At 66.2% G+C, this 24,594-nt stretch carries 19 protein-coding genes; 8 read left to right on the plus strand and 11 right to left on the minus strand.

The window, feature by feature from the left end; translation table 11 throughout:
• Positions 1-2: 2 nt before the first annotated feature.
• The 8 genes from KF688_01360 to dxs all read left to right on the plus strand — a co-directional run bounded on the left by KF688_01360 (position 3) and on the right by dxs (position 10,347).
• Positions 3-3,164 carry a hypothetical protein gene (locus KF688_01360; GenBank protein ID MBX3424302.1) on the plus strand — a complete coding sequence of 1,054 codons (3,162 nt, stop codon included), beginning with the start codon at positions 3-5 and terminating at the stop codon, positions 3,162-3,164.
• A gap of 99 nt (positions 3,165-3,263) precedes the next feature.
• Positions 3,264-3,587 (plus strand): hypothetical protein, encoded by a 324-nt coding sequence (locus KF688_01365; protein MBX3424303.1) that lies wholly within the window; start codon positions 3,264-3,266, stop codon positions 3,585-3,587.
• A gap of 147 nt (positions 3,588-3,734) precedes the next feature.
• Positions 3,735-4,586: a diaminopimelate epimerase gene (locus KF688_01370; protein MBX3424304.1), complete on the plus strand. Its 852-nt coding sequence runs from the start codon at positions 3,735-3,737 to the stop codon at positions 4,584-4,586.
• 183 nt (positions 4,587-4,769) lie between these two features.
• Positions 4,770-5,597 (plus strand): lysophospholipid acyltransferase family protein, encoded by an 828-nt coding sequence (locus KF688_01375; GenBank protein MBX3424305.1) that lies wholly within the window; start codon positions 4,770-4,772, stop codon positions 5,595-5,597.
• A gap of 172 nt (positions 5,598-5,769) precedes the next feature.
• Positions 5,770-7,002, plus strand: coding sequence for an exodeoxyribonuclease VII large subunit (gene xseA, locus KF688_01380; protein ID MBX3424306.1), 1,233 nt, complete (start codon positions 5,770-5,772; stop codon positions 7,000-7,002).
• Between the two features lie 69 nt (positions 7,003-7,071).
• Positions 7,072-7,437 (plus strand): exodeoxyribonuclease VII small subunit, encoded by a 366-nt coding sequence (gene xseB, locus KF688_01385; protein MBX3424307.1) that lies wholly within the window; start codon positions 7,072-7,074, stop codon positions 7,435-7,437.
• Between the two features lie 112 nt (positions 7,438-7,549).
• A complete protein-coding gene (locus KF688_01390) occupies positions 7,550-8,440 on the plus strand; it encodes a polyprenyl synthetase family protein (GenBank protein ID MBX3424308.1) in 891 nt (296 codons plus the stop codon).
• Between the two features lie 5 nt (positions 8,441-8,445).
• Positions 8,446-10,347, plus strand: a complete 1,902-nt coding sequence (gene dxs / locus KF688_01395) for a 1-deoxy-D-xylulose-5-phosphate synthase (protein MBX3424309.1) — start codon at positions 8,446-8,448, stop codon at positions 10,345-10,347.
• 55 nt (positions 10,348-10,402) lie between these two features.
• On the opposite strand, the gene KF688_01400 is transcribed toward dxs, so the two are convergent.
• The 11 genes from KF688_01400 to KF688_01450 form a co-directional block, all read right to left on the minus strand.
• Positions 10,403-11,221 (minus strand): OmpA family protein, encoded by an 819-nt coding sequence (locus KF688_01400; protein MBX3424310.1) that lies wholly within the window; start codon positions 11,219-11,221, stop codon positions 10,403-10,405.
• A gap of 105 nt (positions 11,222-11,326) precedes the next feature.
• Positions 11,327-11,851, minus strand: coding sequence for a hypothetical protein (locus KF688_01405; protein ID MBX3424311.1), 525 nt, complete (start codon positions 11,849-11,851; stop codon positions 11,327-11,329).
• Complete coding sequence (locus tag KF688_01410) at positions 11,848-13,209, minus strand: prepilin peptidase (protein ID MBX3424312.1); 1,362 nt, start codon at positions 13,207-13,209, stop codon at positions 11,848-11,850. The genes KF688_01405 and KF688_01410 overlap by 4 nt, the downstream gene beginning before the upstream one ends.
• A 184-nt stretch (positions 13,210-13,393) precedes the next feature.
• A complete protein-coding gene (locus KF688_01415; protein MBX3424313.1) occupies positions 13,394-13,918 on the minus strand; it encodes a shikimate kinase in 525 nt (174 codons plus the stop codon).
• Positions 13,919-14,051: 133 nt separating this feature from the next.
• On the minus strand, positions 14,052-15,596 hold the full coding sequence (gene aroE / locus KF688_01420) for a shikimate dehydrogenase (GenBank protein MBX3424314.1): 1,545 nt from the start codon (positions 15,594-15,596) through the stop codon (positions 14,052-14,054).
• 92 nt (positions 15,597-15,688) lie between these two features.
• Positions 15,689-17,608 carry a DNA mismatch repair endonuclease MutL gene (gene mutL, locus KF688_01425; protein ID MBX3424315.1) on the minus strand — a complete coding sequence of 640 codons (1,920 nt, stop codon included), beginning with the start codon at positions 17,606-17,608 and terminating at the stop codon, positions 15,689-15,691.
• Between the two features lie 111 nt (positions 17,609-17,719).
• Positions 17,720-19,129, minus strand: coding sequence for a sigma-54-dependent Fis family transcriptional regulator (locus KF688_01430; GenBank protein ID MBX3424316.1), 1,410 nt, complete (start codon positions 19,127-19,129; stop codon positions 17,720-17,722).
• A gap of 447 nt (positions 19,130-19,576) precedes the next feature.
• Entirely contained in the window at positions 19,577-20,305 is a 729-nt protein-coding gene (locus KF688_01435; protein ID MBX3424317.1) for a sensor histidine kinase, read from the minus strand.
• Positions 20,306-20,464: 159 nt separating this feature from the next.
• Positions 20,465-22,579, minus strand: coding sequence for a polyribonucleotide nucleotidyltransferase (gene pnp / locus KF688_01440; GenBank protein ID MBX3424318.1), 2,115 nt, complete (start codon positions 22,577-22,579; stop codon positions 20,465-20,467).
• A gap of 319 nt (positions 22,580-22,898) precedes the next feature.
• Entirely contained in the window at positions 22,899-23,168 is a 270-nt protein-coding gene (rpsO, locus tag KF688_01445; protein ID MBX3424319.1) for a 30S ribosomal protein S15, read from the minus strand.
• Positions 23,169-23,474: 306 nt separating this feature from the next.
• Positions 23,475-24,521: a fatty acid desaturase gene (locus tag KF688_01450; GenBank protein MBX3424320.1), complete on the minus strand. Its 1,047-nt coding sequence runs from the start codon at positions 24,519-24,521 to the stop codon at positions 23,475-23,477.
• Positions 24,522-24,594 lie beyond the last annotated feature (73 nt).

The following is a 24,594-nucleotide window of genomic DNA, read 5'->3' on the forward strand; positions in this document are numbered from 1 at the left end:
CCGTGTTCAAGATCGTCCTGGTCGTCGCACTCCTCGCGGCGGTTGGCGGCGGAGCGTATCTGTACGCGCACATGGCAGACGAGATTCGGCAGCACGTCGAGTCGGTCCTCGCCGAGCGCTTCCCGCAGCTCAAGGTGAGCGTCGGCGGTGCGCGGCTCATCGCCGAGCGAGGCATCGCGGTTTACGACATCGAGTTTTCGCTCCCCGGAGCTGCGCGCGACGAACGCCGCCTATTGCACGTCGACGAACTGCTGTTGGCGTGCAATCCCAAGGTGACGCAGCTCGTACAGGGCAACCTCGACGTGAAGCGGATCGAGGTGAAGCATCCGCAAGCATGGCTGTCGCGCAGTTCAACCGGCACATGGAACATCGCCACGCTGTTCCCGTTGCCTCCCTACAAAAACTCGCTGCCGCCGATCGTCGTGCGCGACGGTTGGCTGTCGGTGAGCGACGAAGCCAACCCGGGCGCCGAGCCGCTGGTGATTCGCGACCTCAACGCCACGGCCGCGGTCGACCCGACCGCCGAAGATCCGCAGCGGGGCGTCGCCGTGCGGATCGACGGCACGGCCGGCGGGCCGCTGGTCGATCGAGTCGAATTCCGCGCCACGTTGTTTCCGCTGGCGCATGAGCTCGGCGCCACGGCGAAGGTCGGCGGCGTTCACGTCAACGAGACGCTCATTGCGTGGTTGCAACCCCGCATGAGCCCCGCGACCCGCGGGGCCAAGGTTCGCGGCGAGCTGAGCGGCACGGTCTCGGTCTCGCTCGTCGCCGAGCGCTGGCGCGAGGCGGTCGTCGCGGCCGACCTGCACTGGACCGCGGGGCGGATCTCCGACCCGCGCCTGCCGCGCCCGCTCACCGAGGCCACGGCCCGACTGACCGCCGACGCCGCTCGCTTGCGGATCGAGGACTTCAAGGCGAAGTGCGGCCCCAGCGACGTCTCGCTCTCACTGGTTCGCCAAGGTTGGCACGTCGCGGCGCCGATCGCGATGGCCGGTCGCGTGGCGGGGATGCCGCTCGACGCGGAGCTGTACCGCGTGCTCCCGCCGTTTTTGCAGGACCAATGGGATCAGTTCCAACCGACCGGGCTTGTTCATGGCGAACTCCAAGCCCGGTTCGACGGCGCGCAGTGGCGACCCGAGTCGGCCCATCTCCGCGGCGAACAACTCGCGTTTAGTTCCGACAAGTTCCGCTATCGGCTGCGCAACGGCAGCGGCACGCTCAAGTTCACTCCCGCCGATGCCGAGCAACCCGCGCGGCTGGCGATCGACATGATCGGCCACGGGGGCGGACAGCCGCTGCGGATCGTGGGCGAGGTGATCGACCCTCGCCCCGGCGCCATCGGCCGGGTGACCATTTCGGGCCGCGACGTCGGCATCGAGACCGCGATGATCGACGCGCTGCCCGATAAGCCGCGCGAAGTCATCGGGTCGCTCCATCCGCAGGGGCGGTTCCATTTTGAGTGGACTCTCGAACGTCGCGCCCTGGGACAGGACAAGCCGGATACGGCGCTGCGCCTGGAATTGGTCGACGTCGCGGTCCTCTACGACCGGTTCAAGTACCCGCTGGGGCACGTGAGCGGGTTGATCACTGCTCAGAACGATCACTGGCGATTCACCAACCTCGTCTCCGCCGAGCGGCGCACGGTTCGCGGCCAGGGGCGCCTCGATCCCGTTCCGAGCGGCGCCGAGCTGGTGTTGCAGTTCACCGCGGAGCAGGCGCCGCTTGACGACGATCTCTACGACGCCCTCCCCAAAGCGGTCCAGCAGGCGTGGACCGAATTGCGTCCCCGCGGTCACGTCGATCTGGTGGCCGACGTCTATTATCGCACCGATCTGGCGAATCCCAGCGTGCGGGCGACGATCTACCCGCGCCCCGAGACGACCCTGCTGCGTCCCACGTTTTTCGATTACCTCATGGAGCGGGTCAGCGGGGCAATCACCTACCACGACGGCGAGGTGACGCTCGCCGGGGTTCGCGCGGTGCACGACCGCACCTCCATGTCCGCCGACGGACGCGGTTTCTTCGGTCCCGACGGCGGTTGGCACATGACCCTTACCGGCCTCACCGCCGATCGAGTCGTGCTGCGGCAAGATCTGCTCGTGGCCTTGCCCCGGCAGCTTAGCCGGTTGCTCGAGCAGCTTCGTCCCCGCGGCAGCTTCGGCATTCACGACGGAATGCTCGCGTTCAACAAACCCGCTTCGCCGCTGGCTCCGCTCGAAACGCAGTGGGACGTCCAGCTCGAATGTCACGAGGCCACTCTCCAGTGCGGCGTCGACCTGACGAACATCTTCGGCATGGTGCGGCTCGAAGGCCGTCACGACGGGTTGCGCGCCGTGTCAGCCGGAGAGCTGAATCTCGACTCGGTCGTGTTCCAGGACGTCATGTTCACCAATGTTCGGTCGCCGATCTGGGTCGACGAGCAGCAGTGTCTGCTCGGGAGGCACGCGATCGACCTGCAGAAGCGGCAGGGCCCTCGCAGACTGACCGCCAATATGTTCGACGGCAGCCTCGCGCTCGACGCCCAGGTCCGATACGACGGGCCCGTGCCGCAGTACTTCACGGAGATCGACTTTAGCGGCGTCAGTCTGGAACGGCTCGTCGCCGAGCGGTTCGGCGGCAGCCGCGAGTTCCGCGGCAAGCTCGACGGCAACGTGCTGTTGCGCGGCGCTGGGCGAAGCGAGCACGCCCTTGGGGGCGAGGGAAACATTCACATTCGCGAAGCCCAACTCTACGAACTCCCGCTGTTGGCGTCGCTCCTGCAACGCGTCCGTACAGGGGGCCGCGACTCGACCGCGTTCAACCAAAGCGACATCCGGTTCAAGCTCGAAAACCAGACGATCTACCTCGACCAGCTCGATTTCCTGGGAGACGTGGTCAACCTGTACGGCGTCGGCTACACCGGGTTCGACCAGAAACTGAATCTCAAGTTTCACGGCGTGGTCGGGCGTCACGATTTTCACCTGCCGCTCGTGAAGCAGTTCGTCGGCCAAGCGAGTCAGCAGATCATGCAGATGAACGTCGCGGGGACGTTCTCGAATCCGGTGGTGACGACTGAGGCCCTTCCGGGCCTGAGCCAGATGGTGCAACAGATCGGCACGACCCTCCGCGGCGAACAATCCCCCCCCCTGCAAGCGACCCGCCCCCAACCGATGCCCCCGCAGTAGCCAGGAACACGTGAGATTTGAGTCGAGAGTCGCAAGGAACCGCCAACCAATCGCCGCCCAGCACTTCACTCACCAATCCCCCTTCCCCAGGATGCTCCCATGAACGTCGGACCCGCCGCAGGCATTGCCGGCAGCGCCGCCGGGGCGCCTTTGTCGCAGACCAAGGGGTCGGAGACGGAACGGTCAGGCCGTGACGCCGCCGATCAGTTGCGGCAGACCGACGGCCAGGACCGCAGCGAAAAGGCCGCCGGCATCGGCCAGACGCAGGAGGACGCCGAAACCAGCGACCGCGACGCCGACGGTCGCCGGCTGTGGGAAGAGAAGCGCCGCAAGCAGCAGCAAGAAGCCGAGGAGGAGGCCCTCCGTCACCGAGCCAAAGACCCCACCGGGACCAGCGGCAACTCGCTCGACTTGATGGGCTGAGCGGAATCTCGCCAACCCCGAAATCTCGTGCTTTGACAGCTCGAGTATTTTGGGCTGCGTCAAAGCACGAGAACCGAGTTGCAGCGGACGCGGAGCATTTGCCCGCAGCCGTTCCTCCTCGCGGGCCTCTGCACTACAATCGCCGCAATGAAATTCACCAAAATGCACGGCGCCGGCAACGATTACGTCTACGTTGATTGCTTTTCGCAACCGACGCCGCCTGACCCGGCTGCGCTGGCGCGGGCGATCTCCGATCGGCACTTTGGCGTGGGAGGGGACGGGTTGATCCTGATCTGCCCCGTTGATCTCGCCGCCGGCGAGGCCGACGCCGAGATGCGCATGTACAACGCCGACGGTTCCTACTCGGAGATGTGCGGCAACGGCATCCGCTGCGTCGCCAAGTACGTGTACGACCATGGCATCGCTCGGCGCGACGTGCTTCGCATCGCTTCGGGGGGGCGCACCTTCGCCCTTGAGGTCGAAACGGCCGCCGGGCGGGTCGAGCGGGTCCGCGTCGACATGGGCGAGCCGATCCTCACGGCTCGCGACGTCCCCACGACGCTGTCCGGCGATCCGCCGATCGCGGTCCCGCTGGCCGTCGGCGATCGTACCTTTTCGGCGACGAGCGTTTCGATGGGCAATCCCCATTGCGTGATCTACGCCGAGGAGTTGTCCGACGACCTCGTGTTGGGATACGGGCCGCTCGTCGAGCGCGCCCCTGAGTTTCCGCGGCGAGTCAACGTCGAGTTCGTCCAGGTCCTCGGGCGCGATCGCGTCCGGCAACGCACCTGGGAGCGCGGCTCGGGCGAGACCCTGGCCTGCGGCAGCGGCGCCTGCGCCGTCTGCGTCGCCGGCGTGCTCACCGGCCGCACCGAACGACGGCTGCACGTCGAACTCCGCGGCGGCGAGTTGGAACTCCATTGGAACGAAACCGACAACCACGTGTTCATGACCGGCCCCGCGGCGGAAGTGTTCAATGGCGAATGGCCGGAACGGTGAGACCTCAAGCTCGAAATTCGAAACGATTTCGATACCGAACGACCGAGACGAGAACCAAGGCGATCGACGATCGCGGCCGTATCGAACTTCGCGATTCGAGTTTCGTGCAACGCCCTCCGCTTTCAACCTCCCGATCCTCGGGCATCGCGCCCAGCCCCTCCCAAGCCGACAAGGACGTCCGGCATGTCGCGTGAAACAACGTTGGTCAACCGCTTCGCCGGGTTCGCCGCCGCCACGGCGATCCGTTCGTGGATGAGCACGCTTGACTACCGCGGGCATTTCTTCGACCCCGCCGTCGATTTGATCCATCCGGCCGAGCGCTCGCGGATTTACGTCCTGTGGCACGAGTATCTCCTGCTGCCGCTGTATTTGCGCGGCAACACGAACCTTTCGATGCTGCTGAGCAAGCATCGCGACGCCGACGTACTGGCCCGCGTGGCGTCTCACATGGGTTTCCACTGCGTCCGCGGGTCGACGTACAACGGGGCGACCTCGGCGCTCATGGAGCTGGCCCGTCGAGGCCGGCAGATGCACATTGCGATCACTCCCGACGGTCCCCGCGGCCCGCGGCGCACGCTGGCCCAAGGGGCGATCTTCCTCGCATCGCGGCTGCAATTGCCGATCGTCCCGCTGGGGTTCGGCCTCGAGCGTCCCTGGCGGGCCCGCAGTTGGGATCGCTTTGCCGTGCCGCGCCCTTTTACCCGCGCACGAGCCATGGTCGGCCCCGAGATTTGGATCGCCCCGGGGCTCGACCGCGCCCAATTGGAGTTGCGCCGCCAGCAGGTCGAACGACTGCTGAACGACCTGACGACTCATGCCGAAGCCTGGGCCGACAACGGCGGCGACGTCGCCGGCTCCATCCCCGCCCGGCGACAAGGGCTGCTGCTCGACGCCCCGGGAAGCGTTCGCCGCCTCGACGACCGCCCGCGGCTCTACGCGGCGCCCCTGGATGACGACCCAGGCGAGAATCCCGAAGAGAGCGGCGCCGCCGAAGACAAGATCGCCGGGTAGCGTCTTCGGCGTTAATCTTGCGATGCCGCGGCGGTTGCCGTCTTGGCGAGGTGCGGGCCATGGCCCCGCCTCGCCGGAAGGCGAACTCGCCGGGCTCGGCCTATAAAGTCCCCCGGCAGTTCGCTTAGAATGCGGGCGTCACGCACGGACGCACTTGCCGCAAGTCTCGCTCATGTCTCGCCCGACCGAAACTCGTCCTGCCGCCGAATCGGCGCCGTCGGTCTCGCAGTTGACTGCCCAGATCAAGTCGCTCCTGGAATCCAGCTTCGACGATGTGCGGGTTGCGGGCGAGATCTCGAACTTCTCGCGTCCGCAATCCGGGCATTGCTATCTGACGCTCAAGGACGACGCGGCCCAGTTGCGAGCCGTCATTTGGCGCGGCACGGCGTCTCGGTTGCGAGTCGATTTGCGCGACGGGCTGGAGGTCGTCTGCCGTGGGCGGCTCGATCTGTACCCGCCGCGGGGGAGTTACCAGCTCGTCGTCGACGAACTGTGTCTGCAGGGCGAGGGCGCCCTCGAAGCGGCGCTCCGCAAGCTGCGCGACAAGCTGGCCGCGGAGGGGCTCTTCGCTCCCGAACGCAAACGCCCCCTGCCCCGGATGCCGCGGCGCATCGCGGTGGTCACAAGCCCGACCGGCGCCGCGGTGCGCGACTTTCTCGAGGTGCTGCGTCGCCGGTGGCGCGGGGTCGAGGTGTTCATCCTCCCGACTCGTGTCCAGGGCGACGGAGCCGCTCAGGAAATCGTCGCCGCGATCCGCGACGGGGCCCGGATGCGGCCCGCCCCCGACGTGTTGATCGTGACGCGCGGCGGGGGGAGCCTCGAGGACCTGTGGTGCTTCAACGAGGAATCGGTCGTCCGCGCGATCGCCGCCTCGCCGATCCCCACGATCTCGGCCATCGGCCACGAGATCGACGTGACGCTGGCCGATCTCGCGGCCGACGTGCGGGCTCTCACCCCCAGCGAAGCGGCCGAACGGGTCGTTCCCGCGGCGCAGGAGATGGCCGAGTTGGTCGCCAGTCTGCAGGGTCGGTTGCAGCGGGCCGTTGCCGGGCGGAGTGCACAACTGAGGCAGCGGCTCGACGCGCTGGCGTCCCGCCCCGCTCTGGCCCGGCCCGGAGACGCGATCCGCAACCTCGCCTGCCGGGTCGACGACTGGGCCCAACGGCTTCATGCGGCAACTGGCGCCTCGGTTCGCGCTCATCAGGCCCGACTCGCCGCGACGGCCGGCAAGCTTGACGCCCTCAGCCCCTTGGCGGTCCTCGGTCGCGGGTATAGCCTAACCAGCCGCGAGGGCCGGCTGACGACGTCCGTCAACCAACTCGCTCCTGGCGACCGATTGACGACGACGCTTGCCGACGGCGTCGCGATCAGCACGGTCGAGTCGACGTCGCTGCGCAGCCCGTAGCTCCGACGGCATGCCAAGTTCCGTATCCTGAGTCTCGTACATCCAAGAGAAGCAAGCCGTCTCCTCGCCGTGGCCAAGAAGAAAGTCAAAGCGAAGTCCCCCGCCGCCAAGGCCGACGAGCCGTCGTTCGAGCATGCGCTTGCCGAACTCGATCAGATCGTCGCGCGGCTCGAGGGGGGGCAGCTCGGCCTCGAAGCCGCGCTTGCCCAGTACGAGTTGGGAGTCCGTCGGCTGCAGACCTGTTACCGGCAACTCGCAGACGCCGAGCGCCGGATCGAGCTCGTGTCGCACATCGACCCGCAGGGTCGGATCGCATCGACGAGCTTCGACGAACAATCCGCCGGGGATCTCGCCGACAAAGCCGCTGCCCGCAGCCAGCGCCGTTCGGCCGGCCCGCCGCGGCGCAGCCTGGACGACGAAGGCACGTTGTTCTAACCGACTGTCGAACATGGGACTGGCTTGCCGACCATTGCCAATCATGTCCCGGACATAGCTTTTTCGGGCGTGCCTGTCCCCTTTGACAACAGACTGCCAATTGACGCACCGCATGACTCAGCAGGTTCAGACCACCGCAGCGGCCTCCCCGCGACTCGAGGCGATCGAGTCGGCCCTCGCCGCGGCGGCGCAATTCGACAACAGTTGTCCGCCCCAGTTGGCCGAAGCGATCCGTTACGCCCTGCTCGCCCCCGGCAAGCGGCTGCGGCCGCAACTGGTCCTCATGGCCCATGCGGCTTGCGGCGGCGACGAGGCGACGGCGATGCCCGCGGCCGTGGCCGTCGAGATGATCCACGCCTACTCGCTGGTGCACGACGACCTGCCGGCGATGGACGACGACGACCTCCGCCGCGGTCGGCCCACCTGCCACAGGCAGTTCGACGAGGCCACCGCGATCCTCGTGGGCGACGCCCTGCAGGCCCTGGCGTTCGAGACCCTGGCCGCCGGCTTGGCCGACCCCGTGATAGCGGCCCGCTGCTGCCGGGAACTGGCCCGAGCGGCTGGCCCCGGGGCCCTCGTCGGCGGGCAGGCCGACGACTTGGCCGCCCAGTTTCGCCACGCGGGGGTCGAGCGACTACAATCAATTCATGAACGCAAGACGGGCGCGTTGTTCCGCGTTTCGCTCCGGCTCGGCGCGATCGCCGCGGGGGGGAGCGATCCGCAGATCGCGGCCCTTGACCTGTACGGCCGAAATCTCGGGCTCGCCTTTCAGGTCGTCGACGATCTGCTCGACGTCTCCGGCGACGAGCAGCAAGTCGGCAAACGGTTGGGCAAGGACCGCGATCGGGGGAAGATGACCTACCCATCCCTGATCGGCGTCGCCGCGAGCCGGACCAAGGCCGACGAGCTCACCGCGGCGGCCGTGGGGGCGGTCGTCGTCTTCGGCCCAGCGGGCGGACCGCTCGTCGAACTTGCCGAGCAATTGAGGCGGAGAATCCACTAATGCCGATGACGGCCATCCTGCCGACGATCGCCGGGCCGCGCGATCTCGACGGACTAACCCTGCCCCAATTGGAACGCCTCGCCGCGGAGATTCGCGAAGTCCTGTGCAATCTCATCGCGTGCCGCAGCGCGCACTTCGCCTCGAACCTGGGCGTGGTCGAGCTTGCGATCGCGCTCCACCAGACCTTCGATTTCAGCCGCGATCGGCTCATCTGGGACACTGGCCATCAGATTTATCCCCACAAGCTTCTCACCGGGCGGTTCGCCGAGTTCAATACGATCCGCAGCAAGGGGGGGCTTATGGGCTACCCCAACCCGGTCGAGAGCGAGTACGACCTGTTCATGACCGGCCACGCGGGGGCCAGCGTCAGCACCGCATTGGGACTGGCCAGCGGCGACGACTTTCTCAGGCCCGAGGAAGGACGCCACAGCGTCGCGGTCATCGGCGACGGGGCGTTTCCCTCGGGGGTCGTGTTCGAGGCGCTCAACAACGCTCGTCGGCAATCGAAGCGGATGCTGATCATTCTCAACGACAATCGGATGAGCATCTGCCCCCGCGTCGGCAGTTGGGCCGACGTGCTGGATCGCCTGCGGATGAACCCCGCGTACACGGGGCTCAAAGGCGAAATCCAGCGAATCCTCACCAAGGTCCCTCTCTTGGGCGATCCCACGGAACGCTTCCTCGTCCAGATCAAGGAGGCGGCCAAGGCGGGACTCAGCGGCGGCATGATGTTCGAGGAATTGGGAATCCGCTACGCGGGACCTATCGACGGCCATAACATCGGCCTGTTGCGCAAGTACCTCAAGATGGCCCAGCGGATCGACGGGCCGCTGTTGTTGCACGTGATGACCGAAAAGGGGCATGGATTTCGTCCTGCGGCCGAAGACCCGGTCACCTTTCACGCTCCGCCGCAGTTCGTCGAGCGGAACGACGACGAGGTGACGCTCAAATCGGGGGGCGGCCGCAGCTACACCCATGTCGCCGCCGAGGCGATCCACGCCGCCATGCAAGCCGACCCGCGCGTCACGGTCCTCACCGCCGCGATGTGTCAGGGGAACAAGCTCGAGAAGGTTCGCGATGAGTTGCCGGACCGGTTCTTCGACACGGGCATCTGCGAGGCCCACACCGTCGCGTTCGCCGCGGGCCAAGCCAAGGGGGGCATGCGGCCGATCGTCGACATTTACAGTACGTTTCTGCAACGGTCGTACGATCACATCTTTCAGGAAGTCGCCCTGCAGAACCTGCCGGTCGTGTTCATGCTCGATCGCGGCGGGCTAGCGGGGCCCGACGGACCGACCCACCATGGGGTGTTCGATCTGGGATACCTCCGCGTCTTCCCGAACATTGCCGTGCTTGCCCCCGGCGACGCGGCCGACTTGCCCGAGATGCTGCGCTTTGCGCTGGCCCACGATGGTCCCGTGGCGATCCGCTATCCCAAGGCCTCTGCGGCGATCGTCGACCGCGACCCGGCGCCCATCGAGCTGGGCCGCAGCGAGACGCTCCGCACGGGCGCCGACGGCTGCCTTATCGCCGGCGGGGCGCTGCTCTGCGAGTGCCTCGCCGCCGCCGAGCGCCTGCGCGACGAAGCGGGGCTGGAAGTCACGGTCGTCAACGCCCGTTTCGTGAAGCCGCTCGATGCCGACACGATCCTGGCCGCCGTCCGCAATCACCCGTGGGTCTTGACGGTCGAAGAGGGGGCTCTGGCCGGCGGGTTCGGCAGCGCGGTCCTCGAAGCCGCCGCGGACGCGGGAGTCGACGCCGGTCGGGTCCGTCGCCTCGGCATCCCCGACGCCTACGTCGAACATGGCGAACGAGAGGAACTGTTGGCCGACTTGGGGCTCGACGCCGCAGGGATCGTTCGCGCTTGCCTGCAACTCGATCCGACGCGCTCGGTCGCCGCCCGGTAGTGAGCCTTTCGCTCCTGCCTGTGCATCTGCGTCTGCGTGAGAAAGCTCGGCAAGCTTACCGCAGCGCGATTCGTTCGGGATAGACGACGAATTCGATCCGCCGATTCCGGGCTCGACCTTCTTCGCTCGCATTCGAGACGATCGGATGATTCGCCCCGTGGCCGATGACGAACATCTGGGCCTCGGGCATCGTGCTGCGCTGCACCAGCAGGTTCGAGACGGTGAGCGCCTGAGCGGCCGACAAGTGATGATGCGTCGGGAACTGTTGCGAGTGAGTTGCTGCGTCGTCGGTGTGCCCCTCGATCCCGATGATGTGATCGGGGAAGTTTCGCCGCAAGTCGGCTGCGACGGTCGTCAACAGCTGCTCGGCCCCGTTTTGCAGGTAGGGGCTCCCCGGCATGAAAATCCTGTCGCCGGGGATCTCGACTCGCAGGACGTCGCCGTCCTGCCGGACCTCGACTCCGGGCAGTCCTTTGATCTGCAGGTTCTTGAGCAGGGAATTGTTCGCTCGGATCTCGGCGCCGGCTCGCTGTTGTTGCGTCGACACCAACTGCGAACTCTGCGTCCGCAGCGTTTCGTTGTCGGTTCGCATCGCAACGAGCTGGTCGGTCGTGGTGCGAAGCTGCTCGCGCGTGGCCGTGAGCTCGCCGTTGAGGAGTTGGATCTGTTGTCGCGACTGGGCCAAGAGCGACTCAAGCTCCTGATTGTCGCGATCGAGCGCCGCGGCCCGGGTTTGGTACTCCTGCGTTTGCTGCGCGATCTGCTGCTGCGCCGCCGCCGTTTGCTGGGCGCCGTTCTTCGGCTGGAACACAAGCCGCCCGCAACCGCTGGCGGCGGCAAGCACGACGGCCAAGAAGAGCGTGTTCCGGAGCATACGCGACAAGTGCAACGAGGGCGCGAAATTCGGCGCAAGACTCGCCGAACGCGCGGGACCGTATCACCCTCGCGAAATGCCATCAAGGCCGACTCGCCGCTGATGCTAGCACGCCACGTGCCGATCGCTTTGCGCCAGACACGCCAGCGAGAGTGCATGCGCCGAATACCGGCCGTAAAACCGCTTCACATAATTGCGATGCCAGCGCGACGGTTTGTGGGGTTCCCACCCCAAGCGGGCCAACAACCGGTCGCTGATTCGTCGGTTGAGGGCGTCGCACAGCAGGGCGTCGGAACCCTTGAGCGCCGCGATCCCGTCGAGGACTCGCAGGCTGGCCAGGAACGTGGCGTACGACGTGCCGGGCGTCGACGCCATGTACTTCAGCGCCAGAAAGTTCGAGAACCGCCGCGGCTGGTTGTAGTACAGCCAGCAACGATCGGCCGCCCCGTTCGGGCGGCGTTCCGAGCCGGCGAGCCCCAACTCGGGCCAACTGAACAATTTGGGCCACGGACGCAGATAGACCGCGACCACCGTCCCGCCTGCGGTTTCGATGACGCCGTATCGCCGGGATCGGAGCGCGTCTCCGTCGCGGCTCCAATCAACGACCTTCTGCGGCAAGCGGCGAATCATCGCTCGTCCTCCGGAACGCCGAACAACGCCTCCTTGATGTTCCGCCACAGCACCAACATCGCCCCCAGCAGGACCAGACACACGGCCAAGGCCGCCGGCACGAGCCAAGTGAACTCGAAGAGCGGCGCCGCAAAGTTCCAGACGTCGGCCCAGCGAACGACGACCGCCAGCGTCGCCAGGCACAAGAACGGTCCGTAAGGGATTTCGTCGCCGCGACGCAGCAGGATCTGGCTGATTCCCACGAGCAATCCGGCGAGCGGCGCGAGGAAGAAAATGACGACGCACGCCTGCCATCCGACGAAGGCGCCGATCATCATCATCAGCGTCACGTCGCCAAAGCCCATCGCTTCGCGTCGCAAGGCCCAGGAGCCGACGAGCCGCACGCCCCACACCATGGCCCCGCCGCCGAGCATGCCGACGAGCGCCGCGTAGAGGCCGGCCCAGCCGGGCCCGCCGCGCAGCCAGACGCCGACGATCGCTCCCCACCCCGCCAGCCACAGCCACAACAGCGGGGGGCGCGCCACCTCGCGCCGCACCCGCGCCCCGATGATCGCCAACCCGCGACAGACTCCGTGACGACCGCGGTAGATTCGCGGCGTCAGCGCCAAACACCACGCCAGATAACATCCCGCGGCGACCGCCAGATCGGCGAACTTGCTCGACTCGACCCGCGTGCGCGGCAGCGGGTGGGGCGCCGCGTTGCCGACCGGCTCGAGGTCGATGCCCGTGTCGCGCACCGCGTGGGGCATCTCAAACTGGATCGGCGCCGCGACCGCCGCTCGTTCCTCGCCGCGCGCGACGACTTGCGGCAGCAGGGCGAACGGCGACCAAGCCGACAGCACCAGCGCCGCCAGAGTCCCGTACACCGTAATCCCGTCGGGGATCGTCTTCTCGTCGATGTCGATGAGGCTCGCCGCGGCCATGAGCGCCACGAGCAACGCGTGAGCCGCCAGGGTCGGCAGGATGGCGCCGGGGTCGATCGCCAATGCCCCGTCCGGCGGCCATGCCCCCGCCAGATGCGCAAACTGCCCCCGAACGAGCCCCAGCCGGCCGAACTCCCACCAAGCGAGCGCCGCCGTTCCGACGGCCATCACGAATTCGACGACCAGCGGTCGCACCCAGAACCGCGGTCCGTGCACCACGTGCTCCCGCCGCAATCCGAACCAACCGATCAGCGGCGCCCGATCGCTCGCCCGGCGCGGAGGCGCGTCGGCATGCGGCGGCGACCACGGCGACACGTGCCGGCGATTCCACGACAGCCAGTACGTCGCCCAATTCACTGCGGCGCCCAGCAGAAGCCCCGCCGTGGCCGCAACGCCGAGGACGACCGGCAGAGAAATGGCAGCGAATAGAATCATGCGCGGCGCGAATCATCGTGAGGACGTCAAATAACCGCCAAGGACGCCGGCAGCGTCCGTGGCAACAACGCGCGAACCACGACGAACGCGGCGGACAACGCCAAAATTGCAGGTCGTCGCGACCGTGGCGCCGTTGCGGTTCGTGTCTTGGTGCTCTGGGGTCCCAGCGGTTCAATCCGAAACGCTAGCCAATCGCCGCCACGATTTCGGCGGCGATCGTTTCGGGCGCCTTGCCGTCGGTATCGACCACAAGAGTAGCACATCCCGCGTAAATCGGCGTCCGGGCGGCAAGGACGCGCTCGATTTCCTGCCGACCGCCGGAGTTGGTGAGATTGGGCCGGCGGCCGGCGGTCGTTGCATCCGCTGCAATCCGCCGTTCGATCTCGTCGACGCCGGCGCGGAGCCAGACGACGGCTCCGCACGTCGCGATCGCCCCCTGGTTGTCCTTCCGCAACACGGCTCCGCCCCCCAGGGCGAGCACGACCCGCTTGCGCCCGCACAACTCGGCGACGACCTTGGCTTCCGAATCACGAAAGGCGCCCTCGCCGTCATCGGCGAAGATCGCCGCAATCGACTTGCCGGCTCGCAACTCGACCTCGACGTCGGTGTCGATCCAATCCCACCCAAGCGCCGTCGCCAAGAGCCGCGCCACGGTCGTCTTCCCCGTGCCGCGGTAGCCGATCAATGCAATCCGTTGCGGTTCGGTCATCGGAGGACTGCCACCGGGACACAGAGGACATGGAGGAAGATACGATCAGCGTCAGCCGCAAATCCGTCCTGAATCGTTTGCCAAAGGATTCGACGTCGAACTCCAACTGGGTCCCTGCTTTCCATGGTCCCCGTTACGACGCCTCTCCGTCCCCGTTCGGCTCTTCGCCCGCATCCTCCCCGCTCCAATCGCGCAGCGGGCCGATGACTCGCTTGACCGTCTTGTGCATCCGCGCTGCCGAGCCTTCTTTGCGCGTAAACAGATAGAACTGCAACTGCGCCTGACGAACGAACATCTCGACCCCCGTGATCACGTTGCACGGCCGACTGCGGGCGTCCTTGACCAGCAGCGTCGTCTCGGGGTTGTAGACGGTGTCGAACACCAGCATCGACGGTTTGAGATAGGTTTTGCCGATCGGCGACTCGTCGACGTTCGGGTGCATGCCGATCGGCGTGCAGTTGACGATCACGTCGCAGTTGACGCGGTGGCGGGACTCCCACTCGACCGCCTTGGCGTCGAACGCCTCGGCGAGCCGCTCGCTGCGCTTCATCGTGCGCGAGGCGATCGTCACGCTCGCGCCGCGCTTGCGGCAGCCGAACACGATCGGCCGGGCCACGCCCCCGGCGCCCAGCACAAGCACCCGCTTGTTCGCCAGCGGGCTCGGCTGTTCGCCGATCTCGCCCAGGCTGTGCTCGAGGCAATCCATCGCCGCGTTGTAGTCGGTGTTGTAGCCGATCCGCTCGGCGCCGTCGAAGACGACCGTATTCACCGCGGCGATGCTCTTCACCGCCGGATCGACCTTGGTCAGGTGCTTGGCGATCGCCTCTTTGTGGGGGATCGTCACGCTCAGCCCCCGGATCCCCAGCCGTGGCGCGTCGTGCATGAACTGATCGAGACAGTCGGTCGGCACGCGGAACGGGCAGTAGACCGCGTCGATTCCCAACTCCTCGTACTCGGCGTTGTGAATGTGCGGGCTCAGCGAGTGCCCCACCGGATCCGCGATCACGCCGTACACGTCCGTGTCGTGCCCGATCCGTTCGTAGCGGTAGATCTCGGTCATCTGCTTGAAGCTGAGCTGTCCCGGCGCCAAGGCTCGTTCGTGGTGGAACGTGGCATAGGTGAACGGCGCCCCGAACTTGCCCGCCAGAATCCGCGACGGGGTCCCCATGTCCCCCATGCACATCCCCACCGTGGGGACGGTGCTCTCCTGCATCATCTCCAGCATCCGCAGATTGTCGTGCGGCGTGTTGGCCATCGTCGCAATCTTGATGATGTCGGGGTCGAGCCGCGCCATCTCGGTGTGCAACTCGCGCAGGTTGTCGGGCGTCTTGCGGAAGTTGTGGTAGCTGATGATCCGCTTCGTCCGTCCGAACCGCGGGATTTGCGCCGCGACGTCCTCTTCGAGATCGACGTAATCGACTCCCTCGGCGATCGCCTCGCGGAGGATCAGCATCCGCGCCTCCTCAGAGCCAGCCCACTTGCCCCCGTCCTCTTTGCGCCGGCAGGTGATGATGATCTGCGTTCCCTCGGGCCGATCGGCCAGCAAGCGGCGGATGCTCACCTTGCTCGTGAGATAGTCGAGCCGCAACTCGACCATCTTCGCCCCTTGCTCGGCAAGGTGCTTGTGCTCGGCGAGCATGTGCTTGTGACGCGAGCGACCGATGGCGACGCAGATCATGGCGAGAAGGGGACTAGGGTCTGGGGGCCTGGAATTGGGGGCGAGGGCCCCGGACGCGAAAACTGCAATTCTCGCCTCTGGCGGCTCGGCGATCAAATCCTCTTGAACTGCCGATCGAGCTGTTCCCGGGTAAACACCAGAGCCGTCGGCCGACCGTGCGGGCAGTGATGGTGGTCCTGGGCCAAATGCCGCTGGGCGAGCAGGGCCTCGATCTCCTCGGGGGTCAGCCGATCGCCGTACTTGACCGCCGCCTTGCAGGCGATCATGTGCAACAGTTCGTCCAGCAGGTCCCGCACTTCGGGACGTTTCCCTTCGGTCAGAAGCTGGTCCACCACGCTCCGGAGCACCTCCCGCGGCGGCAGGTTCGCCAGCATGGCCGGATAGGCCGAGACGAGCACCGTTTCCCCCCCGAATCCCTCGACTTCGATCCCCAGTTGGGCCAACAGCTCGCGCTGCTCGAGCGCCGCGGCCGCCTCGGCCGCCGGCAGGTCGACCGGCTCGGGAACCAGCAGCCGCTGCGACTCGAGCGCTCCGGCGAGCACCCGCTCGCGGAGCGCCTCGTACAGGATCCGCTCGTGGAGGGCGTGCTGGTCGATGACCTCGAGCCCCTCGGCCGTCTCGGCCACGAGATAGCGGTCGTGGATTTGCAGCGCCCGCAAGGTCGCCCCTTGCGGTGCGGGAACCCCGTGCCCCCCGTCGACGCGGCCCTCCTGCTCAGCGATGCAGTTTTCCCCGCCGCCCCCTTGCTGCGCCCCCGTCGATTCGCCCGTCGCTGACGGCCTAGCGCCCCCCATCGCCGTCCGCGCCGTCGCCAGCGGATCGACCGCGTGCATCGCGAGCGGTCCGCGGTCGCGCGCCCCGATCGGCGAATCGCCGAACGCCCCGCCCCCCTCCTCGAGTGGGGCCACGAACGTCGTCTGCCGCTGGGCCCAAGCCACCAGCTCGCTGACCTGTGTGTTAGCGGCTTCGTCTCCCAGCACTCCCGCTCCGCCGGCAGCCGCGGCGAGATTGCCCCGGGCCGCCAAGTCGGTCGACAGGAACTTGGTGCGCAACGTGGCGAGCAACTGACTGTAGACCCGCCCCCCGTCTTGGAACCGCACCTCGAGCTTCGTCGGGTGGACGTTGACGTCGATCGCCGCGGGGGGCATCTCCAGGTGGAGAAAACAAACCGGGTACCGACCCGTGAGCAACAACCCCCGGTACGCTTCTCCCAGCGCGTGTTGCAGCGATCGGTCGCGGATCGGCCGGCCGTTAAGGAACAGGTACTGCATGCGATTGTTGGGACGACTCTCGCTGGGGTTGGCCACGAACCCGTGCAGACGCAGCTCCGGCTCGACGCTCTCGACCGGGATCAGCGCCGCGGCCAGGTCGGGGCCGAATAGGGCCGCGATCCGTTGCGGCAAGTCGGCCGGCGGCAAGTCGTGGAGCAATCGCCCCCCGTGCGAGAGCGCGAAGTGGACCCGCGGGTGAGCGAGCGCCGCTCGCGTAAGCGCCTCGACGATGTGCCCCGACTCGGTTGGGGCGGTCCGCATGAACTTCTGCCGAACCGGCGTGTTGAAGAACAACTGCCGCACCTCGATCCGCGTCCCAATCGGTCCGGCCGCGGGGCGAATCGGTTCAGCCCGCCCGCCGACGATCTCCAACTCCGCGGCCGACTCCGCTTCGGCCACGCGGCTGCGGATTGTCATCCGACTGACCGCCGCGATCGACGCAAGCGCCTCGCCGCGGAATCCCAAGGTCGCCACGCGGAACAGATCGTCGGCGTCGCGGATCTTGCTGGTGGCGTGACTCGCCACGGCCAGCGGCAGTTCCTCGGCCGCGATCCCGCACCCGTCGTCGTTGATCGAGATCAGCTCGGTCCCTCCCTGTTCGACGACGACGTCGATCCGCCGGGCGCCCGCGTCGAGCGAATTCTCGACGAGTTCCTTGACCACGCTCGCAGGCCGCTCAATCACCTCCCCGGCGGCGATTTTGTTCACCACAAGCGACGAGAGTTGGCGAATCGTGGGCATGTTCGCAAAGCGGGGAAGAAAGACAGGCGCAATGGGGAGGGACGGACTATCAACAACCGAAGCGAACTGAAAGCGAAGACGAACTCCGCGAGGGACGTTTCCCTTGCTCCTTCAATTCAGACCGAATTCCTTAATCTTCCGATACAACGTCCGTTCGCCGATGCCCAGCAGTTTGGCGGCTTCTTCGCGGTTGCCGCCGGTCGCTAGCAGCGTTTCGCCGATGAAGATCCCCTCGATTTCCGCGAGCGGCTTGCCCACCAGTTCGCCGAGGCCTGCCGCTTCGGCCGGCGTCGCTTCCAGGGGCGCCGGCAGCGCGTCGCCGTCCGACAGTTCCGGCGGCAGGTCGTCCAGGTCCAAAACGCCGTCGTAGTCGACGACCACCATGCTCTCGATCGCGTTCTTGAGCTGCCGCACGTTGCCTGGCCAGGGAAACGTCGTCAGTCGTCGCCGGGCCGCGTTGCTCATGCTCGTGATCTCTTTATGGTGCCGGCTGGCGTGCATCTTGACGAAGTGCTCGATCAACAGCGGAATGTCCCCAGCCCGCTCGGCCAGCCGAGGCAATCGCACCGTCAGGACTTTGAGACGATGGTACAGGTCCTCGCGAAACGTTCCCGCAGCGATTGCGTCTTCCAGGTCTCGGTTGGTCGCCGAGAGGATCCGCACGTTCACGGGAATCGGTTCGTTGGATCCGACGCGCGTGATCTCGCGGCTTTCAAGCACCCGCAGCAGTTTGATCTGCGTGGGGAGCGGCATGTCTCCCACTTCGTCCAGGAACAGGGTTCCGCCGTGCGCGTACTCGAACTTGCCGATCCGGTCCGCGCTGGCGTCGGTGAAGGCCCCCCGCACGTGTCCGAACAACTCGCTCTCAAGGATGTTCTCGCTGAGCGCGGCGCAGTTGAGCGCCACAAACGGGCGGTTCTTCCGCGGGCTGTTCTGGTGAATCGCCTGAGCGATCAACTCCTTCCCCGTGCCGGTGTCTCCCTGAATCAGCACGGTGGCGTCGGTCGGGGCGATCCGCTGCAGCCGGCTGACCACCTCGTGCATCTGGGGGCTGTTCCCCACGACCCCCTCGAAGCCGAACTTCTCGTCGAGCCGGCGATTGAGCTCCGCGTTGGCCCGTCGCAGGTGCTGGTTCCGTGCCGCGTTGTCGACCACTGCCCGCAGTTGCTTGAGGTCGAGCGGCTTGAGCAGGTAATTGAACGCCCCCTGCTGCATCGCCTCGACCGCCGACTGGACCGTGCCGTGCCCGGTGACGACGATGACCTCGGCGTCGGGGAGCACCTCGCGCGACTTGGCCAGCACGTCAAGCCCGGTCGAATCCTTCATCCGCAGATCCGTGACGACCACCTCGAAGGCGTCCCGCTCGAGCATCGCCAGCCCCAGCGTCCCGCTGTCGGCCACCGTGCAGTCGTACCCGACCGACGCCAGGCTGTCGGCGACCGTCTCGGCATGCGCCTCGTCGTCGTCGATCACCAGCACCTTGATCGGCGGTCCAGCTTTGGCGGCGGTCGTCTTGGCCATGCTGCGATGATACGGGGCTGGCTGTCGGGGAAAAAGGGGCTCGCGATTCTCGCTGTTTACTCCAAAAAGCCGATTCGAGATTCTCTTAGCTGTTCCTTCGGCAAACTACCCCTCGTTCAACCTCGCTTGTCATGAGGACTCGGCGTCAGGCGTTGGTCGATTGCCGACTTGGGGGGGCGACTTCCAAACCGGGTTTCTTTGCCGCTCTTCGTTGATGAGCCTCGCACACTCCAGGGCGCAGCGCCCGCAAATGAGCGCTTCGCGACGACCTTCCGCGAACGGTCCGCATTTGTAGTAAGACCCGCCGCAATAGCTGCACGAAGCTCGATGCGCGGGAATGCCTATTCGTAGGCCAATAATGCTGCGCAACCACGCGGGGATAGTCATGCTCGCTCTCGGTGGAAGTTCCTTGTCGATTCGCGCCGTTCGCGAAAGGGCGTCCCATCGTCATTTCAGCCGCGGCGTCGCGGGCAACTCGATCGTGAACTGCGTCCCTTGGCCCACTTCGCTTTGCACCTGGATCCGCCCGCCGTGGGCCTCGATGATCTTTCCCGCGGTCGGCAGCCCCAGGCCCGAGCCACCTGGCTTGGTCGAAAAGAACGCCTCGAACATGTGAGCCGCCGTGTGGTCGTCGATCCCCACCCCGGTGTCGATGAGGTGGAGCACCGCCTGATCTGCGACGGTGGTCGTCCGCACGACGAGTTGGCCCCCGTGCGGCATCGCTTGCTTGGCGTTGATCAGCAGGTTGAGCAGCGCCCCGCGGAATCCTTCGCGATCGAGCTGCACCGTCGGCAAGTCGGGATCGAAGTACCGCAACACCTCGACCCCCGCGGCCTGGGCCTCGGGGGCGAAAAACTCCAGCACTTCCTGGATCTCGCGGTTCAGGTCGGTCGGCTTCAGGTTGAGCCGCCGCACCTTCGCGTAGTTGAGAAAGTCGTCCAGCAGTTGCTGCAGCCGCTGGCACTCCCGCTGGACGACGTCGATCCGCTTGAGGGCGCGTCTTTGAGCCGGCGTTTGCGGATCGTCTAAATCCTCGGCCAACAGTTCCATGTTGAGCCGGATCGTCGACAGCGGATTCTTGATCTCGTGCGCAAGCGCCCCGGCTAACTGCGCAATTTCGGTGTACTGCGCAATGAGGCGCTGCTGCACATCGGCGGAGGTGGGGGGAGCGGTCATGAGGCGGCAGAGGTTCGTCGGCAGTCAAGGAGACCCGCCAGCAACAAACAGCCGCCGGTTCCCAGCGAACTTGGCGGCGCGCCGTCAATCTCCGCGCAAAGCAACGGGGCCCCCGAGGACCCCGCTGCCGCGCTTCATTTCCATGTCCGTTCGCGGCAATTAAGCCGGCGAGCCGGAGACGGCGCCATCGGCTTCCTGCATGGCGGCGCGACGGCTCAGCTTCACGCGGTCTTGTTCGTCGACCGCGATCACCTTGACCTTCATCTTGTCGCCCACCTTGCAGACGTCGCCGACGCTGGCGACGTACTCGTTCGACAATTCGCTGATGTGGCACAACCCGTCGCGGCCCGGCAGGATCTCGACGAAGGCGCCGAAGTCCTTGACGCTGGTCACCGTGCCGTCGTAGATGCGGCCCACCTGGACGCTGGCGGTCAGGGCCTCGACCCGCGCCAAGCCGGCGGCGGCTGACGCTTCGTCGGAGCCGGCAATCGTGACGGTGCCGTCCTCCTCGACGTCGATCGTCACGCCCGCTTCTTCCTGGATCGCCCGGATCGTCTTGCCGCCGGGGCCGATCAGCAACCCGATCTTGTCGGGGTTGATCTGCGTGCGGACCAACCGCGGGGCGCTCTCGCTCACTCCGGCCCGCGGACGCGAGATCGTCGAGAGCATCGCCCGCAAGATTTCGATTCGCGCTTCGCGGCTCTGGGCCAACGTGGCGCGGATGATCTCCTCGCTGATGCCGCTGATCTTCAGGTCGAGTTGGATGCCGGTGATGCCGTTCTGCGTCCCGGCGATCTTGAAGTCCATGTCGCCGAAGTGATCCTCGTCGCCGATGATGTCGGTCAGCAGGACCCAGCGGTCCCCTTCCTTGACCAAGCCGGTCGAGATCCCCGCGACGGGATTGGTGATCGGCACGCCGGCCGCCATCATCCCCAACGTCCCGCCGCAGACCGAGGCCATCGAACTCGATCCGTTCGACTCGAAAATGTCCGAGATGACGCGGATCGTGTAGGGAAAGTCGTCGTGGTCCGGGAGGACCGGGTTGAGGCTCCGCTCGGCGAGGGCTCCGTGCCCGATCTCGCGTCGCCCGGGGCCGCGAATCGGCCGCACTTCGCCGACCGAGAACGACGGGAAATTGTAGTCGAGCATGAACCGCTTCGAGTATTCCTCGACCAGTCCGTCGACGCGTTGCTCGTCGCGTCCCGTTCCCAGGGTGACGGTGACGACCGCTTGGGTTTCGCCCCGCTGGAACATCGCCGAGCCGTGCACGCGCGGGAACAGATCGACGTCGCAGGCGATTTGCCGCAGCGTCTTGTGGTCGCGTCCGTCCGGACGGCGGCCTGCAAGAATCGACTCGCGAACGACGAACGCTTCGAGGTCATGCCACGACTTGCCGAAGGAAGCGAGCGTGAACGCTCCCTCCGCTTCGGGGTCGGGGATCACGTCGGCCAGGACTTGCTTCTTGAGGGCGCCGACCGCTTCGGCGCGGGCCTGCTTCCCTTCGGTCGACTTGGCATCCTTAAGCGCCCCGGCGTACTTGCTCTTGAGCAGGTCGTACAGCCCGTCGCTCGGCGGGGCCTGGAATTCCATCTTCGGGACGCCGACCTTGGCGATCAACTCGTCTTGCAGGTCGCACAGTTCCCGCACGATCCGATGCGCTTCCAAAAGCGCCTCGGTCATCTCGTCCTCGGGCATCTCGCGCGAGAATCCTTCGATCATCAGCACGGCGTCCTTGGTGCCCGAGACGATCAGATCGAGCGTGCTGAATTCCAGTTCGTCATGGGTGGGGAACGGCACGAGCTTGCCGTCGATCTTGCCCAACCGCACCGAGGCCAGCGGGCCCATAAACGGCAGGTGTGAAATGCCCAGGGCCGCGGCGGCGCCGTTCATCGCCAACACGTCGCCGTCGGTCTGGCGATCGCTTGACATGACGAAGGCCTGGATCTGCACTTCGTCGATGAACCCCTCGGCGAACAGGGGCCGGATCGGCCGGTCCATGAGCCGGGCGGTGAGGATTTCCTTGGTCGTGGGGCGGCCTTCGCGTTTCAGAAAGCCGCCGGGGAATTTGCCCGCCGCGGCGGTTCGCTCGCGGTAGTCGCAGGTCAACGGGAAGAAGTCGATGCCGGGACGAGGTCTGTCGGTCGCCGCGGCGCAGAAGACGACCGTGTCGCCGTACTGCACCAAACACGCTCCGGCCGCCTGTTTGGCCAGCACGCCGGTCTCGATCGAGAAGATTCCCTTGCCGATTTGTCGTTCAACGCGAACTTTGTTCAATGTCTTGTTCCTGCTGGTTGGCGAGTCAGTTGCGTGAAGGGGGCGCGCCGAGAACCGTGCCGGCGTGAGCCGCTCGAAGCAAGCGGCACGAGACGTCGGCGACGCTCTGAATTCGGCCTGACGACCCCGAGCGAGCGGCAACGAGGTCACCCGCTCGCAATACGAGGCCCCGCTATACGAGGCATCGCCGAGCGGGGACGCCTTCGGCGCCGAAAGCGCGGCCGAGCGAACGTGACGCGGACGATCGAGAAGTTGGCGAAGGGCGGCCGAGCTTGGCAAGGCAAACGCCCTGCGGGCCTGTCCGCCGGCGCTGCCAGGACTATTTGCGAATATCGAGCCGGCGGAGCAGATCGAGATACAACTCGGGATTGTGGGCCTTTACGTAGTCCAACAACCGCCGGCGACGGCTCACCATGCCCAGCAAGCCCCGACGGCTCGCATAGTCCTTCTTGTTCGACTGCAGATGCTCGGTCATCGTCGCAATCCGACTGGTCAGGATCGCGATCTGCACCTCCGGCGAACCAGAGTCCGTCGTGTTGCGACCGAACTGCTGAACCAGGGCGCTCTTCTGCTCTTTCGTGACTGACATCTGTGGCCTTGCGCGTCTCTTCGTCGCACTGCTTCGGGGCGTGTTCTTCGCCTGACCGCGCTGCCAACGCAACAACCGGGGGGCTGCCACGGGGACGCTTGCGGCTGAACTTCTCCGTCCTTCTGCAACGACTCCTACTACATACTTGTGAAAATTACCGATACGACAAGCCAGTCAATGTACCCGCGCCGCGCCGGACTGCAACCGCAAATCTCAACTCGACTTGCGACCATGCCCGCGACGGAGGCGCACCGGGGACGTCGAACCGGCTTGCCGAGGCGAATCTGGCGGCGACTTTCGCCGCAACTACTGCGTGGACATGGTCTTGGGGATATCCTTGAGCCGCACGACGTCCCACGCGAGGCCGATCTTCTCCATGACCCAGATGGCGCACCAAGTAATGTCGAATTCCCACCACCGATGCCCCTGCCGGGCCACCCGCTGGTAGGCGTGGTGGTTGTTGTGCCACCCCTCCCCGAAGGCCAGCAGACCGACCCACCACAGGTTGCGGCTGTTGTCGGTCGTCTCGTAATTGCGATAGCCCCACAGGTGGGTCGCTGAGTTCACGAACCAGGTGACGTGCAGGACGTAGACCATCCGCACGCCCAGCCCCCAAACGACCATCCCCCACCCGGCCAAATTCGAGCCGAGGCCCCACGATTCCGGCCCGAAATAACCGAGCAGCCACAGCACCCCCGCGGTCAGGAAATGCGACGGCAGAAACAAATAGTGCAGCGCCACGATCACCTTGTCCTTGAGCATGTCGGGGGCGTAACGCTCGTACAGTTCCGTGCGCCACGTGCGGCCAAAATTCGGCATGAACCACAGCATATGGCTCCACCACGGGCCGTGCTTCGGCGAGTGGGGATCTCCGTCGTGATCGCTGAACGCATGGTGCTTCCGGTGCTGGGCGACCCACGTCAACGCCGAGCCTTCGCCCGATAATCCGCCGAGAAACGCAAGCAGCCACCGCACCGGCCGATACGTGCTGAAGCTCTTGTGCGTCAGCAGCCGGTGATACCCCATGCAGACGCCGAAGCTGCCGGTCACGAAGGCCAGCGCCACGCACGTGACCAGGGCCGGCCACGAGAAAAACGCGGGGGCGAACGCCAGACAGGCCAGCACATGGACCACGACGATCCACGACACGATCGGCCATGAAACGCCCCATTCCTTGAAGGTGTCACGGGCGATCCGACAGGCGTTCGACACGGCCTCGCTCGCCGAGTCGATCGCCGCATTGAAATTCGAGGACATCGCGGCTCCTTGCTCGTCATGGTTTTCCGGCGGATCGCCGGACACGGGACGGACGCGAGGGTTTCTTTCCTGCTTCTTTGTCGTGATGGTGGACACGGCGTATCAGTTCCTTAACACGCGAAAGGGGCTACAGATCGACAGTACGGCGAATCATTGGCCGGCTTTAGGG

It is taken from the genome of Pirellulales bacterium (genome assembly GCA_019636345.1).
Classification (GTDB): domain Bacteria; phylum Planctomycetota; class Planctomycetia; order Pirellulales; family Lacipirellulaceae.